Source organism: Ancylobacter terrae (assembly GCF_045108345.1).
Lineage (GTDB): Bacteria > Pseudomonadota > Alphaproteobacteria > Rhizobiales > Xanthobacteraceae > Ancylobacter.
In genome coordinates this window covers 243,525-258,719 of the sequence record NZ_JBJGXH010000003.1, presented here as the reverse complement: position 1 = coordinate 258,719, position 15,195 = coordinate 243,525, and the positions used below count along the sequence as shown (strand labels likewise).

At 69.1% G+C, this 15,195-nt stretch carries 12 protein-coding genes and 3 pseudogenes; 11 read left to right on the top strand and 4 right to left on the bottom strand.

The window, feature by feature from the left end; genetic code table 11:
* Window positions 1-49 precede the first annotated feature (49 nt).
* Window positions 50-1,048 carry a zinc-dependent alcohol dehydrogenase family protein gene (locus ACEUEL_RS17745; RefSeq protein ID WP_405708011.1) on the top strand — a complete coding sequence of 333 codons (999 nt, stop codon included), beginning with the start codon at window positions 50-52 and terminating at the stop codon, window positions 1,046-1,048.
* A gap of 33 nt (window positions 1,049-1,081) precedes the next feature.
* Here ACEUEL_RS17745 and ACEUEL_RS17740 read toward each other — a convergent pair whose 3' ends face one another.
* Complete coding sequence (locus tag ACEUEL_RS17740) at window positions 1,082-1,801, bottom strand: GntR family transcriptional regulator (protein ID WP_405708008.1); 720 nt, start codon at window positions 1,799-1,801, stop codon at window positions 1,082-1,084.
* 207 nt (window positions 1,802-2,008) lie between these two features.
* Between ACEUEL_RS17740 and ACEUEL_RS17735 the strand changes: the two genes are divergently transcribed.
* From ACEUEL_RS17735 to ACEUEL_RS17690, 10 genes and pseudogenes are all read left to right on the top strand, one after another.
* Window positions 2,009-2,953 carry an ABC transporter permease gene (locus ACEUEL_RS17735; RefSeq protein WP_405708005.1) on the top strand — a complete coding sequence of 315 codons (945 nt, stop codon included), beginning with the start codon at window positions 2,009-2,011 and terminating at the stop codon, window positions 2,951-2,953.
* Window positions 2,954-2,955: 2 nt separating this feature from the next.
* Window positions 2,956-3,855, top strand: a complete 900-nt coding sequence (locus tag ACEUEL_RS17730) for an ABC transporter permease (protein WP_405708002.1) — start codon at window positions 2,956-2,958, stop codon at window positions 3,853-3,855.
* Between the two features lies 1 nt (window position 3,856).
* Window positions 3,857-4,810, top strand: a complete 954-nt coding sequence (locus tag ACEUEL_RS17725; protein ID WP_405707999.1) for an ABC transporter ATP-binding protein — start codon at window positions 3,857-3,859, stop codon at window positions 4,808-4,810.
* Entirely contained in the window at window positions 4,807-5,826 is a 1,020-nt protein-coding gene (locus tag ACEUEL_RS17720) for an oligopeptide/dipeptide ABC transporter ATP-binding protein (RefSeq protein ID WP_405707996.1), read from the top strand. The genes ACEUEL_RS17725 and ACEUEL_RS17720 overlap by 4 nt, the downstream gene beginning before the upstream one ends.
* On the top strand, window positions 5,823-7,385 hold the full coding sequence (locus tag ACEUEL_RS17715; protein WP_405707993.1) for an ABC transporter substrate-binding protein: 1,563 nt from the start codon (window positions 5,823-5,825) through the stop codon (window positions 7,383-7,385). The genes ACEUEL_RS17720 and ACEUEL_RS17715 overlap by 4 nt, the downstream gene beginning before the upstream one ends.
* A gap of 88 nt (window positions 7,386-7,473) precedes the next feature.
* Window positions 7,474-8,742 carry an MFS transporter gene (locus tag ACEUEL_RS17710; protein ID WP_405707991.1) on the top strand — a complete coding sequence of 423 codons (1,269 nt, stop codon included), beginning with the start codon at window positions 7,474-7,476 and terminating at the stop codon, window positions 8,740-8,742.
* Between the two features lie 11 nt (window positions 8,743-8,753).
* The gene (locus ACEUEL_RS17705) at window positions 8,754-10,739 is read left to right on the top strand and encodes a CocE/NonD family hydrolase (RefSeq protein ID WP_405707988.1); all 1,986 of its coding nucleotides are present in this window, start codon (window positions 8,754-8,756) and stop codon (window positions 10,737-10,739) included.
* 217 nt (window positions 10,740-10,956) lie between these two features.
* Window positions 10,957-11,091, top strand: a pseudogene (locus tag ACEUEL_RS17700) (ester cyclase); the annotation flags it as partial.
* 68 nt (window positions 11,092-11,159) lie between these two features.
* Window positions 11,160-11,909, top strand: a pseudogene (locus ACEUEL_RS17695) (SDR family oxidoreductase).
* 29 nt (window positions 11,910-11,938) lie between these two features.
* Window positions 11,939-12,340, top strand: a pseudogene (locus ACEUEL_RS17690) (NADPH-dependent F420 reductase); the annotation flags it as partial.
* Here the strand turns inward: ACEUEL_RS17690 and arsH are convergent.
* The 3 genes from arsH to arsB are packed head-to-tail and all read right to left on the bottom strand — an operon-like array spanning window position 12,263 to window position 15,191.
* Entirely contained in the window at window positions 12,263-12,892 is a 630-nt protein-coding gene (arsH, locus tag ACEUEL_RS17685) for an arsenical resistance protein ArsH (protein ID WP_405707985.1), read from the bottom strand. The pseudogene ACEUEL_RS17690 and the gene arsH sit on opposite strands and share 78 nt — an antisense overlap.
* Window positions 12,893-12,900: 8 nt before the next feature.
* Entirely contained in the window at window positions 12,901-14,133 is a 1,233-nt protein-coding gene (locus ACEUEL_RS17680; RefSeq protein WP_405707982.1) for an MFS transporter, read from the bottom strand.
* The gene (gene arsB, locus ACEUEL_RS17675; protein WP_405707980.1) at window positions 14,130-15,191 is read right to left on the bottom strand and encodes an ACR3 family arsenite efflux transporter; all 1,062 of its coding nucleotides are present in this window, start codon (window positions 15,189-15,191) and stop codon (window positions 14,130-14,132) included. Before arsB ends, ACEUEL_RS17680 begins: the two co-directional genes overlap by 4 nt.
* Window positions 15,192-15,195 lie beyond the last annotated feature (4 nt).

The window sequence follows — 15,195 nt, the reverse complement described above, 5'->3', positions numbered from 1 at the left end:
CCTTCGGATCAGGGAAAGCGAAACGACGATGATGATGAAGCGCTGGGAAATGGACCGATTCGGTCGCGACCGGCTGTCACTGCGGCAGGTGCCGATCCCGTCGCCGGTGGCGGGGGAGGTGCTGGTGAAGGTGGCGGCGGTGTCGCTCAATTATCGCGACCGGCTGATCATCGAGGACGGTATGGGAAGCCCGCTCGCCTTTCCCTTCACGCCCGGTTCCGACCTTGCGGGCACGGTCGCGGCCACCGGCGAGGGCGCCTCGCGTTTCGCGCCCGGCGAACGGGTGATCTCCACCTTCTTTCCGGGTTGGATCGACGGTCTGCCGGCCGGGGATTCCGGAACCTTGCCCTATCAGTCGCTCGGCGGCGCCTTTCCCGGCGTGCTGGCGGAATATGTCGCGTTTCCCGAGGACTGGCTGGTTCGCGCCCCGTCGACGCTTCCGGATGCGCCGGCGAGCACGCTGAGCTGCGCCGGCCTCACGGCGTGGACCGCGCTCATCGAGCGCGGCCGACTGAAGCCGGGGCAGACCGTGCTGGTGGAGGGTACCGGCGGGGTTGCGCTGTTCGGCCTGCAGATCGCCAAGATGCAGGGTGCCGTGGTGATCGTGGTGTCCGGCAGCGCCGCCAAGCTGGAGCGCGTCCGCACGCTCGGCGCCGATCACACCATCGACCGGAGCGCCGGCGACTGGGTGGAGTCCGTGCGCGCATCGACCGCCGGGCGCGGAGCCGACCACATCCTCGAACTTGTCGGCGGGGCTCATCTCGGCCGGGCGGTGGAGGCGGCGGCGATTGGCGGCACCATTGCCCAGATCGGCATCATCGAGGGCTTTGCCGGTACGCTGCCGCTGGGGCCGCTGATGTTGAAGCAGGTGACGCTGAACGGTATCGGCATCGGTCATCGCCGCGCGCTGGAGGACCTCGTCGCCGCCGTCGACCGGACGGGCCTGAAGCCGGTGATCGACCGCGTCTATCCGCTCGCCGAACTGCCGGCGGCGCTCGACCATCTCGACCGGGGCCCCTTCGGCAAGATCGTCATTGCCCTCGCCTGACAGCCGGCCGCGCGGCGGCCGGCCTTCACCGCCCTAGCGCACGAAGACCCCGCGGGCGGCCTTCGGCGGGCCCTGCACGACCATGGAGGCGAGCAGCACGTGCCGCGTGCCCTCGATGTGATCGAGGATGGCCGCCCGCGCCGCCACGGCGTCCCGCTTGTCGAGCGCCGCGACGATGTCGAGATGGCTGGCATACTGGACCGGATAGGCCGTTGTCGCCTGCGCCTCGATGTAGAAGAAGCGCTCGAGCTCGTTCAGCATCTGCACGACGGAACGGTGCAGGCGCGTGTTGCGCGCCGCCATCGCCAGGCGCTCGTGGAACATGTTGTTGACGTTGTTGGATCGGTCCGGCTCCGCCCGGTAGACGGCATCGGAGATGGAGCGGGCGATGGCCCGCAGCTCGTCGACGTCCTGCGGCGTCGCCCGCTGTACCGCGAGGTCCATGGCGCCGCCCTCCAACACGATGCGCATGTCGAAGATCTCGGTGATGTCGGAGATCTTGATCGGCTCCACCATGTAGCCGCGCCGGGGATAGGATTTCACTAGCCCCTCGAACTGCAGCCGCAGCAGTGCCTCGCGAACGGGCGTCTTGCTCATCGCGAAGCGCTCGGCGATGTCGAGCTCGGTGAATTCGAGCCCCGGCTCCAGGGTGCAGGCCATGATCTCCCGGCGGATCCGGTGATAGGCCTGATCGGTCAGGGAGAGCTTGGCCGGCCGTGTCCGCCGGGCCTCGGTGGCCGCCGAATCGCTCATGACGATTTCCTCCTGATCCGCTGCCTATCCAAAACAGAACCGGCCCGCCGGGAAAATGGCGCGCTGCACAAAAAACGTGCTTGCGCAGCGCAGCATCATTCGTAGCATATCACTAAATATATCACGTGATAGGCCTCGGCCGTCACCATCGGCGCGGACGACCGGCAAGACGGCGGCGCGGGGAACAGTTGAGCGGAGAGCCGGCACGTGGGCAGCTACGTGATCAGACAGGTGTGCCTTGCCGCCGGCGTGCTGCTGACGGCCATCATCATCCTGTTCTGCCTCATCTATCTGGTTCCGGGCGACCCCGCGACCATCGCGCTGGGCCCGCGCGCCTCAGCCGAGCAGAAGGAAATGTTCCGCCAGCAGATGGGCCTTGACCAGCCGGTGCCGGTGCAGGCGCTGCGCTTCCTCGGCAATCTCGCGCGCGGCGATCTCGGCACCGACCTGCTCACCCGGCAGCCGGTGTCGACGCTGGTGCTGAGTGCGCTGCCGAAGACCATCGTGCTCGCCCTGGTCGGCCTCGGCTGGGCCATCCTGCTCGGCATTCCGCTCGGCTGCGTATCGGCGCTGCGCCCCAATGGCGCGATGGACCGGCTGATCGGCCTGTTCTCCACCGGCGTCATCGCCCTGCCCTCCTTCCTGCTGGCGATCTATGCGCTGATCCTGTTCGCGGTGGTTCTGGGCTGGCTGCCGGCCATGGGCGCCGGAGAGCCCGGCGACCTCGGCGACCAGATCGCCCATCTCGTCCTGCCCGCCTTCGCGGTCGGGCTCGGCTGGGTCGGGTATATCGCCCGGCTGGTGCGCGCCGCGCTGCTGGAGACGCTGCAGGAGAACCATATCCGCACCTACCGCGCCTTCGGCGTCTCGGACATGCGCATCGCGCTGCGCTTCGCCCTGCCGATCGCGATGATCCCGGTGGTGGCGGTGATCGGGGTGGGGCTGGGCAACCTGCTGTCCGGGGCGGTGCTGGTGGAGGTGGTGTTCTCCCGCCCCGGCCTCGGCTCGCTCGCCCACACGGCGGTCACCTCGCGCAACTCGCCGGTGCTTGTCGGCACGGTGCTGGTCACGACCTGCCTCTATGTCGGCGCCAACCTCGCCACCGACCTCATCGCGGCGCTGCTCGACCCGCGCATGCGCAAGGAGGGGTGAGCATGGCGCTGAGCAGCGAAATCGGGACGGCAAGCACGCCGGCAAGACCGGCCGCGACGCGCGCGGATTGGAGCGGGGCGCGGCGTTTCCTCGCCAACCCCGCCGGCGTCATCGCCCTCGTCGTAGTGCTGGGTCTGGTGATCTGCGCGGTCTTCGCCCCGTGGATCGCGCCCTATGATCCCGTGAAGATCGCCCCGCGCTTCCGCTTCGAGACGCCGTCCCTCGCGCACTGGCTCGGCACCGACCAGCTCGGTCGGGATGTGCTGTCGCGGGTGATCTTCGGCGCCGGCGTGGCGCTGAAGGTGGCGCTGTCGGGCACCCTGGCGGCACTGGCTCTCGGCGCCGCCCTCGGCATCGTCGCGGGACTGGGGCACCGGGCGGTAGACAGCGCGCTGCTGCTGGTGTGCGACGCCATGCGCTCGCTGCCGCTGATCCTCTTCGCGCTCGCCATCGTCGCGATCTACGGGCCCAGTCTCGCGACCCTGATCGGCATCATCGCCTTCTCCATGGCGCCCGGCTATTTCCGGGTGGTGCGCAACCAGGTGCTGGTGCTGCGCAGCATGGATTTCGTGGTCGCCTCGCAGTCCATGGGCGCCTCGGTGCCGCGGATCGCCGTGACCCACCTGCTGCCCAACCTGCTCGGCCCGATCATCGTGCTGATCGCCATGGACATTCCGGCGGTGATCGGGATCGAGGCGGGTCTCTCCTTCCTCGGCCAGGGCATCCAGCCGCCGGATCCGAGCTGGGGCACCATGCTGAGCGACGGCTACAGCTTCATCCGGCAGGCGCCGCATCTCGCCATTGCCGCCGGCCTGCCGGTGGTGGTTGCCACCGTCGCCTTCACCTTCCTCGGCGAGGCGCTGCGTGACGTGCTCGATCCCAAGAGCGGGCGGGGGCGCTGAGATGGCCGCCATCGTCGACCTGCGCGACGTCTCGATCACCTACGGCACCGTGCCGGCGGTGCGCGGCATCACCCTCGCGCTGGAGCGCGGGCGCATCCTAGGCCTGGTCGGCGAAAGCGGCTCGGGCAAGTCGAGCCTCGTCAGTGCCATGCTGGCGCTGCTGCCGAAGGGCGCCACGGTGGGCGGCCGGATCGAGCTCGACGGGCGCGACCTCTACGCGTTGCGCGAGGGCGAGCGGCGCGCCCTGCGCGGGCGCGACATGGCGACCGTCTCGCAGGACCCCTTCACCGCGCTGAACCCGGTCATCCGCATCGGCCGGCAGCTCGTCGAGTTCCAGCACCGCCTGACCCATCTCTCGCACGGTCAGAAGCGGGAGCGGGCGCGGGAGATGATCGCCCGGGTCGGCATTTCCGACCCCGCGACGCGGCTCGAACAGTACCCGCATCAGCTCTCGGGCGGGCTGCGCCAGCGTGTCGCCATCGCCGCCGCGCTGCTGGTGCGGCCGAAGCTGCTCATCGCCGACGAGCCCACCACCGCGCTCGACGCCACCACCGAGGCCGAGGTGATCGAGATCATCCGCGACATGCGCGGCGAGGTGGATGGCTCGATCATCCTGGTGACCCACGACATGGGCGTGGTCGGCCGGCTCTGCGACGACGTCGCCGTCATGTATGCCGGCGAGCTGGTGGAAAGCGGGCCGGTCGAGGCCGTGCTCGGGCGCCCGCAGCACCCTTACACGCGCGCCCTGCTCGCCTGCGATCCCGCCCGGATCGAGACGCCCTCGCGCCACCTGCCGACCATTCCCGGCACGGTGCCGAGCCCGACCGCGCTGCCCCCAGGCTGCATCTTCTCCACCCGCTGCCCGGAAATGCGGCCGGTCTGCCGCGTAGAGAAACCCGGCTACGCCCCGGTCGGCGCGTCCCGCGCCGCCTGCCATTTCGCGGGGGTGGCATGACGGCGCTGCTGGAGGTGAACGATCTCGTCGTGCGCTACCCGTCCGGCTCGCTGCTGGACCGCCTCCGCGGCGAGCCCCGCGACGTGACGGTGCTCGACGGCGTCAGCCTGACGCTCGGTGCGGGCGAGACGCTCGGCCTGGTCGGCGAGAGCGGCAGCGGCAAGACCACGCTCGGCCGCGCCATCGGCGGGCTGACGCCGATGGCATCGGGCTCGATCACCCTGGCCGGCACCAGCGCCACGGGCACGAAGGACGTGTTCTGGCGGGAGATGCGCCGCCAGGTCGGTTTCATGTTCCAGGACCCGATGGCCGCGCTCGATCCGCGCATGCGGCTCGCCGCCTCGATCACCGAGCCGCTGGCGGTCAACGGGACCGGCCGCGCCGAGCGCCGGCGCCGTGCGGGCGAACTCCTCGCCGAGGTCGGCCTGTCGCCGGACTTCGCCGCCCGCTTCCCGCACCAGATATCGGGCGGGCAGGCGCGGCGGGTGACCGTGGCCCGCGCGCTGGCGCTGCGCCCCAGGCTCGTCATCGCCGACGAGCCCACCGCCGGGCTCGACCTCTCCGTGCAGGGGGAACTGCTGAACCTCTTGAACGCTATCCAGGCGGCGTCCGCGGTCAGCTTCCTGTTCATCACCCACAATCTCGCGGTGGCCCGCCACGTCACCGACCGCGTCGCCGTCATGTATCTCGGCCGCATCGTCGAGAGCGCGCGCACGGCGGACATCTTCGCCAGCCCGGCGCATCCCTATACCCGCGCCCTGCTCGCCGCCCATGGCCGCGACGGGGCGCCGGCGCCGCTCAAGGGCGAGATACCCGGCCTGAAGCGACGCCCCGACGGTTGCGCGTTCCACACCCGCTGCCCGCTCGCCGTCGACCTCTGCCGGCGCGAAGCGCCCGCCGAGCGGCTTGTCGGTCCGCAGCATCAGGTGCGCTGCCATTTTCCGCTGGCACAGGCCGGCGGTGCCGTTCCCGACGCCTCCCCGATTTCCCTCGAACCCGCCCGGAGCACGCCATGAAGTCCCCCGTTCTCGATCGCCGGCAATTGTTGAAGACGCTCAGCGCCGCCACGCTCGGCGCGGTCGGCTCGAACCTCATCGGCGCCGGCGCCTCCTTCGCCATCGAGGGCAAGACGCTGAAGATCCGCAACGACGGCGACATCCGCAATCTCGACCCGGCCACGCGCGGCGGCTGGTACGACGAGACGGTGATGTTCGCCATCTTCGCCGGTCTCGTGCAGTTCAAGGCCGGCGACGAATGGGGCTGGCAGCTCGATGCCGCCGAGAGCATCGACGCCACAAACCCGCTCGCCATTGCCTTCAAGCTGCGGCCGGGCCTGAAATGGACGGGCGGCTATGGCGATGTCACCGCCGAGGATGTGAAGTATTCCTACGAGCGTTTCGCCGACCCGAAGGTGAACGCCGTCTATGCCTCGGACTGGGCGGCGCTCGACAAGGTCGAGGTCACCGGCAAGCTGACCGGCATCATCCGCCTGAAGAAGCCGTTCGTGCCGCTGTTCACCTCCACCCTGCCGCACGCCTCCGGCCTCATCGTCTGCAAGGCGGCGGTGGAGAAGAATGGCGGACTGATCACCACCGATCCGCTCGCCACCTGCGGGCCCTATGTGCTGTCCAAGTGGCAGCCCAAGGAGCGCATCACGCTGACGCGCAACCCCGACTGGCCGGGCCCGAAGCCCTATTTCGACGAGATCCAGCTCTACCCGCTGGCCGACAAGGTGGCGGCCGAGACCGCGTTCGACGCCGGCGATCTCGACGTCAGCCAAATCAACATCTCCTCCATCGATGCGCGCCGGAAGAAGTCGAAGGACGTCCTCACGGTGAAGCCGGCGCTCGCCTACACCTGGATGGGCATGAACATCGAGAACCCCAAGCTGGCCGACGTCCGGGTGCGCCGGGCGATCCAGCGGGCGATCAACGTGCCCGAGGTGATCGAGGCCACTTTCGGCGAGGCGGTGCAGCCGGCCTTCGGCGTCATTCCCCCGCCTTTGCTCGGCGCCCGCGACAAGCTGCTCTACCCCTATGATCCCGCCGCCGCCAAGGCGCTGCTGGCCGAGGCCGGAGTGAAGGACCTCAAGATCAAGGTCGAGTTCGGCACCGACGCCGACCTGCTGGTCGCCGCGCAGGTGATGCAGGCCCAGCTCGCCGAGGTCGGCATCACGCTCGACGTGCGCCAGATGGACGGGGCGACCCTCACCGCCCAGCAGCAGGACGCCAAGGGCGGCACCTGGAAGGATGTCGAGCTGTTCTTCGTCACCTTCACCACCGCGCCGGATCCGAGTTGGGTGACGGAGTGGTTCAAGTGCGACCAGGTCGGCGTCTGGAACTTCCAGCGCACCTGCGATGCCGGCTGGGACGCCGCGAATGCCAAGGCCTCGGAGGAGGCGGACGCGGAGAAGCGGGCGGCGATGTATGTCGACCTCCAGGACAAGCTGGAGGAGACCGGCGCCTATGTCTTCCTCTACCACGGCGTGAACGCCTGGGTGTCGCCGAAAACGCTGAAGGGCGCCTGGACGCCGGACGGCCAGTGGGCGCTGCTGCGGGAATTCGCCGTCAACTGATCGAAGTGCCCGGCAGGGGCGACCCTGCCGGGATCCCGCCCTCGCGTCCGGTCCGGCCGGGCGCAAGGGCGCCATTGGCGTCGCGTTCATGACCATTGCTGCACAAGAACCTTTCCCGAGCTGGCGGCACAGGGCCGGGCGCGCGCTGCGCAACCCGCTCTACCGGCGCTATTTCCTCGCCCAGATGCCCCTCGTCGTCGGCTCGTGGATCCACTCCATCGCCATCGGCTGGCTGATGTGGCGGCTGAGCGCCTCGCCCTGGCTGCTGGGCCTGCTGGCGCTGTGCGACCTCGGCCCGACCTTCTTCCTCGGGCCGCTGACTGGCACGGTCGTCGACCGTCTGGATCGCCGGCGCCTGCTGGTGCTGACGCAGGCGGCCTATGTCGTGCTGGTCTCGCTGCTGGCCTTCCTCACCCTCGCCGACCGGGCGAGCGTCGAGACGGTGCTGCTGCTGACCCTCTCGCTCGGCGTCCTCGCGGCGTTCGACAGCCCGGCCCGGCAGGCCTTCGTCGCCGAACTGGTGGGCCTCGACGACCTGCGCAACGCCATCGCGCTGAATTCGATGCTGTTCAACGCCGCGCGGCTGGTCGGCCCGGCGGTGGGCGGGGCGATCGTCGCCACCTTCGGCGAAGGCTGGTGCTTCATCCTCAAGGCGCTCGCCTATCTGCCCATGCTGGTCCTGCTGATGCGGATCCGTGTGCCCGCCGCGGTCCGGCCGGTGCGCGAGTCGTTCCTGACGGAGATGCGGGCGGGCTTCGCCTTCGTGCGCGGCCATCCGAGCGCGGCGCGGATCCTCGTCCTCGTCGGCATCTGCAGCTTCACCAGCGTGCCCTACTTCTCCTTCCTGCCGGTGCTGGCCGACACCATGCTGAAAGCCGACGCCAGCGTCGCCGGCATGCTGATGAGCATCACCGGCGTCGGCTCGGTCATCGCCGCGGTGACGCTGACGGTGTTCGACCGGCTCTCCATCCTGCGCCTCTATCCCGCCTGGTCGGCGCTGCTGCTGGGGCTCACCCAGACCGGCATCGGCCTCTCCACCAGCCTGCCCGTCACCGCCGCCCTCGCCCTGCCGATGGGCTTCGCCATCCTGTCGCAGAACCTCGCCTCGAACACGCTGCTGCAGCAGTTCAGCCCGCCCGCCTTCCGCGGCCGGGTGATGGCGATGTACGCAATGATGATGCTGGGCACGGTGCCGTTCGGCTCGCTCATCGTCGGCGCGGTCGGCGACCGGCTCGGCATGCCCTTCGCCTTCATCGCCGGGGGCATCGCCTGCTCGGCCGGCGCACTCGCTCTCGCGCTGCTGCCGCGCCCGCCGGAGAAACCGGCCGAACCCCTCCCCGCCTCTCCCGTCGCATGAAAGACCGCACCATGGACAACGCCTATCTCCATGACGAGCCCGCGCCCTATGAGCAGATCGCCATCACCCTGTCCGACGGCGTGGTGCTCACCGGCCGGTTGTGGCGGCCGGAACAGCCGGCGGCGGACAAGGTTCCGGTGGTGCTGGAATGGATTCCCTACCGCCAGTCGGACAACACCGCGATCGGCGATTCCATGGTGCACGGCTATTTCGCGCAGAACGGCATCGCCTCGGTGCGGGTCGACCTGCGCGGCAGCGGCAATTCCGAGGGGCTGCTGTTCGACGAATATCTGAAGCAGGAACAGGACGATGCCTGCGAGGTCATCGCCTGGCTGGCGGCGCAGGAGTGGTGCAACGGCAAGGTCGGGATCATCGGCATCTCCTGGGGCGGCTTCGCCGGCCTCCAGATCGCCGCGCGCCGCCCGCCGGCGCTCAAGGCAATCGTCACCTGCTGCTCGACCGATGACCGCTACGCCGACGACGTCCATTTCATGGGCGGCGGCCTCTTGATCGACGGCATGCAGTGGGGCGCCGGCCTGTTCGCCCAGCTCGGCCGGCCGGCCGATCCCGCCCATGTCGGCGAGCGCTGGCGCGACATCTGGCTGAACCGGCTGGAGAACCTCACCCCGCCGCTGGCGAGCTGGTTCGCGCATATGGAGCGCGACGCGTTCTGGAAACACGGCTCGGTCTGCGAGGACTACGGCGCCATCGACTGCGCGGTCTACGCCGTTACCGGCTGGGCGGACGGCTATTCCGACCCGGTGCTGCGGCTGATGCAGAACCTCAAGGGTCCGCGCAAGGGCTTGATCGGCCCCTGGACGCACATGTACCCGAACTGGGGCGTGCCCGGCCCGACCATCGGCTTCCTCGATGAATGCATGCGCTGGTGGCGGCACTGGCTACTCGACGAGCCGACCGGCATCATGGACGAGCCGATGCTGCGGCTGTGGGTCGGCGAGGATTTGAAGCCGCATCCGCGTTTCCCGCAGATCGGCGGTCGCTGGATCGGCGTGCCGGGCTGGCCCTGCGAAGGCGCGCCGCTCGCGCTGCACCTCGACGACCGCATGCTGGCGCCCGAGCCCGCCGTCAGAGCCGCCGCGGTGCGGGTCGATACGCCCCAGCACCTCGGCGCCTATGCCGGCGAATGGTGCCCGCTCGACGGCGGCGGCGACGGACCGGAATTCCAGGCGGACAACCGGCCCGACGACGCGCTGTCGCTGTGCTGGGACACGCCCGTGCTCGCGGCGCCGGTCGAGATCGTCGGCATCCCGCGCCTCACGCTCGACATTGCGATGGACGGCGCGCGGGCGACCGTGATCGTGCGGCTCAACGAGATCGCGCCCGACGGCACCTCCGCGCGCGTCACCTTCGCCATTCGCCGCGTGAGGCGCCCGCAAGGGGTGGCGGCGGGCGAGCGCTTCGCCTGCGAAATTCCGCTCAAGGGCGTCGCCTACCGCTTCCGGCCGGGAAGCCGCATAAGGCTGGCAGTCTCGACCACCTACTGGCCGATGGTCTGGCCGGAACATCGCGATGGGGCGATCACGCTCTATCCCGACGCGACCGCCCTCCTGCTCCCCGGCATGCCCGAGACGGCGGTGCACGACCTGCCCGGGTTCAGCCCGCCGGTCTCGGCGGCGCCGATCCCGTCCGAGGACATCGAGCCGGGAGACATCATCCGCCGCGTCACCTGGGATGCGACCAGCGGCGCCAGCGAACTCGTCAACACCAACCAGCGCAAGACCTGGAAGCTCGGCGAGCTGACGCTGGGCGGGCGCGGCCTGCACGGCTATGCGATCCTGCCGGACGATCCGGCCTCGGCAAAGGCGTGGTTCGAGAGCGTCCAGCGCTATGAGCGGCCCGGCTGGGCCATCCGGCTGGAAACCCGGACGGATGTGTTCTGGGAGGATGGCAGGCTGATGCTGGAATCGGACTACAAGGCCTTCGAGAACGGCGCGCCGGTGTTCTCCCGCCATTGGCGCCACGGCTTCGACTACTGAGCGGGCCGCGCGGCCGGCGCGTTGCCGTCCCGGCGGAGCGCCGGGCGTCTTGAAAGGCCGCGCGGTTTCGCCCCATCTGTCGCGCCGGGTTTTCCTTGCCAGCGACGTGATACCATGACCACCCAAAAGCGCAACGACGGGCGCCACCGAGAGCCGCTCCTCCCAGCCAGGGAATTGTGGCGCGGAAAACTCCAGCTTCAAACGGTCCAGTTTTCAGGGATCAGATCACACCGGACGCGCCACCCGCTTCTCCGTCATGGACATCATGCGGGTCCGCGACGGGCGGATCACCGATCACTGGACCGTCGCCGACGGCGGCGGGCTGATGGCGCAGATCCGCGGCGACCGCTGAACCCCTTCCCATTCCGTGGCTGCGCACCAGCGACCGCGTATCTCTCAGCCCCTGAAAGGACTGGACCCATGTTGAACACCCTGTCCCTCGCCGGCAAGGCGGCCCTCGTCACCGGCGGCTCCCGCTCCATAGGCGCGGCCATCGCCAAGCGCCTCGCCGCTGATGGCGCCGCGGTCGCCATCACCTATAGCGCCTCGCCGGACAAGGCTGCGCAGGTGGTCGCCGGTATCGAGGCGGCCTGCGGCAAGGCCATCGCCATCGAAGCTGATGCAGGCAAGCCGGAAGCGGCGCGCGCGGCGGTGGCGAAGACCGTGGAGGCGTCGGCGCCATCGACATCCTAGTGAACAACGCCGGCCTCGGGCTTGGCGGACAGATCGAGGACATCTCGTTTGAGACCTATGAGCGGATGATCGCCGTCAACGTCACCGGCGTGTTCGTTGCGACGCAGGAGGCGGTGCGCCACATGACGGCCTGCGGACGCATCATCCAGATCGGCTCGTCCATGACACGCTATGCGGCCTTCCCCCACCGCCTCGCTCTACACGCTCACCAAGGGCGCCGTCGCCGGCTTCAACCGCAGCCTAGTGCGCGACCTCGGGCCGAAGGGCATCACGGTGAATACCGTGCATCCCGGCCCGACCGACACCGACATGAACCCGGCGGATGGCCCGGTGGCTAAGATCGTCGGCCCCGGCATGGCGATCGGGCGTTACGGCCAGCCGCACGAGATCGCCGGCGTCGTCGCCTTCCTGGCGAGCCCCGAGGCCGCCTTCGTCACCGGCGCCGAGATCGTCGCCGATGGTGGGCTGACCGCCTGAACACGCCCCACGCGCAAAGGACCATTCCCATGCCGAGCATCGGCATCATCGGCGCCGGCAACATCGGCCGCGCCTTCGCCATCGCCCTTGCCCGCAACGGCATCTCGGCCATCCTTTCCAACAGCCGGGACCCGAAGAGCCTAAAGGAGGCGGTCGCCGCCATCGGCCCGACCATCACGGCCGGCACCCGCGAGGACGCCGCCGCGCAGGATATCGTGCTCGTCGCGGTGAACTGGTCGAAGCTGCCGGGAGCACTCCACGGCCTGCCCGACTTCGGCGGGCGCATCGTCATCGACGCTAACAACCCGATCGAGGCGCCGCTGTTCAAGCCGGCGGAGCTCGACGGCCGCACCTCATCGGAGGTGTTCGCCGACCTCGTGCTCGGCGCGCGTGTGGTGAAAGCGTTCAACCATCTCCGGTCCGGCCTGGTCGAATTCCTGAAACGCCTTCGCCACGGATGACTGGTTCGGGATGGTCAGCATCCGCATCCATCGCCCGAGCACGCGCAGGGCGTTCACCGCGTTGAATGATTGGGAACCGCCGCTCACCTGCATCACCGCGAGCGTCCGGCCTTGGGTGGGGCGAACCCCACTCACCTCCAGCGGTATCCAGTCGATCTGGCTTTTGAAGATACCGGTGATGGTCCCGTGCCGCTCTGGGCTGCACCACACCTGGCCCTCAGACCACGCCGAAAGTGCACGAAGTTCCTGCACCTTGGGGTGATCGGACGGCACACTGTCGGGCATCGGCAGGCCGCGTGGATCGAAGATTTGGGTCTCGGCGCCCATGCGCTGTAACAATCGCGCGGCTTCCTCCACGAGCAGCCGGCTATAGGAGCGCTCACGCAGCGAGCCATAGAGCAGCAGTATGCGTGGCGGGTGGGTCGAGGGCTCGCGGCCAGCCAACTTGGCGTGGTCCGGCAAGTCGAGATGGGCCACGTCCAGGGCGGGGAAGGTGTCATCGGATAGCATATCGGACGGCATGACGAGACCTATGCGGGTTGGACAGCCCGACGGGACAGTGCCGCCGCGGACCAGAAGCCGAGCGCGAGCACGAGCGTGCCGGCCAGAAGGGCGAGCAGAACCGCGTCGTACGAGCCCGAAGCGGACCAGAGGAGCGCGGCGCCCAGGGGCGCGACGGCCCGACTCACCGAGGCGGGCGCGGTCAGGGCGCCGTTGACCGCCCCATAGGCTTGCCGCGTCAGCATCTCCGGCACGGCGAGGCCGCGTACGATGGTCATGATGCCGTTCGCGGCGCCGTACATCGCGGCCACGATGGCGATGATCGCGAAGTGCGGCGGTAGTTCCAGCGCGAGCAGGGCGAGCGGGAACACCATCACCACCGCGCATCCGATGATGCGCACCGAGGCCCCCGGGGCGAGCAGCCAGATGGCGAGCCTTCCCGCGACCTGCGCCGGGCCGATGATGGCCATCGCCGCGACCACGGTCGTGCTGTCGAAGCCGCGCTCGCCGAGCAGCGGATACAGGTGGAAGGTGAAGGCCGAGAAGGTCGCCGCATAGGCGGCGAACGCCGCGGCTAGTGCCCAGAACACCGGCTGGCGCATAGCCCAGCCTACGACGGAGGTACCGGACCACAAGCCGTGCTGCGCGCCCATGTGCGACCCTGTCGGATGATCCCGCTCGGGACGGATGGCGCCGGCGTAAAGCGCCGCGCAGAGCATCATGTTGATCCCGCCGAGCACCATCAGCGTGTGCCGCCAGCCATAGAGGTCGAGCAGCAACTGGACCAGCGGGATGAACACCGTGGACGCAAAGCCGCCCCACAAGGTCAGGGCGGTGATGCCGGCCCGGGCATGACCCGCTCCCGCCCGGCGGGCGACGACGGCGAAGGCGGGCTCGTACAGCGTCGCTGCCTGTAGGGCGCCGATGCCGGCCGCGCAGACGTAGAAGACGAGCAGGCTGGCGGCCTGCGACCATGCGATGAGTAGAGCGCCCGCGAGGACCGAGCCGCCCGCCATGACGAGACGCCCGTGGCCTCGGTCGATGGCAGCGCCAACCGGGTAGGCGGCGACGCCCGCAAGCGCCAGCCCGAGTGTCGCGGCGCCGTAAAGCTCCGTCTTGGAACAGCCGAGGTCGAGCCGCATCGCCTCCGCGATCAGCGGAAAGCTGTAGTAGAGCGAGCCCCACGAGCAAATCTGCCCGATGCCGAGCCCCGTGATGAAGATGCTTCGCGGACTCGGCGGCCTCGTCTCCACCGAGGTCATGACGGGCGTGCGGGCCGCTGGGCCGGGTGTTCGGCCGGGCGCCGCTCGTACCAGTCCTTGGACCGGTTCACGAGCCAGACCACCGTCAGCATCACCGGCACCTCGATCAGCACCCCCACGACGGTGGCTAGAGCCGCGCCGGACTGGAAGCCGAACAGGCTGAGGGCCGCAGCCACCGCAAGCTCGAAGAAGTTTGACGCCCCGATGAGCGCCGAGGGGCCAGCGACGCAATGCTGCTCTCCGCTTATTCGGTTGAGCAGGTAGGCGAACCCGGCGTTGAAATAGACCTGGATCAGGATGGGCACCGCCAGCAACGCGATGACGAGCGGCTGAGCGAGTATTTGCTCGCCCTGAAACCCGAACAGCAGCACCAGCGTCGCCAGCAGCGCGACCAACGACAGCGGCTGGAGGCGAGCAAGAAGGCGGGGGAGAGCCGCTTCGCCGCCACGAGCAAGCAAGCTCCGGCGGAGCGCCTGTGCGAGGAACACCGGCACGACGATGTAGAGCGCGACCGAGAGCAGCAGGGTGCCCCACGGCACGGTAATGGCGGAGAGACCCAGCAGCAGCCCGACCAGCGGTGCAAAGGCGAACACCATGATGGTGTCGTTTAGGGCCACCTGAGACAGCGTGAAGTGTGGCTCGCCCTTAGTGAGGTTCGACCAGACAAACACCATGGCGGTACAAGGCGCGGCGGCGAGGATGATGAGCCCGGCAATGTAGCTGTCGATTTGATCGGCGGGCAGATACGGCCGGAACAAGTAGCCGATGAACAGCCAGCCGAGAGCCGCCATGGAGAACGGCTTCACCGCCCAATTGATGAACAGCGTGACCCCGATGCCGCGCCAGTGCTGCGCGACCTGTCCGAGAGCGGAGAAGTCGATGCGCAGCAGCATCGGCACGATCATCAGCCAGATGAGCGCGGCCACCGGCAGGTTGACCTTAGCGACCTCTGCTGCGCCGACGGACTGAAACAGGCTGGGGAAGAGATGGCCCAGCGCGACGCCGGCAACGATGCAGAGACCAACCCAGATGGTCAGATAGCGCTCGAACGTCGACATGGAG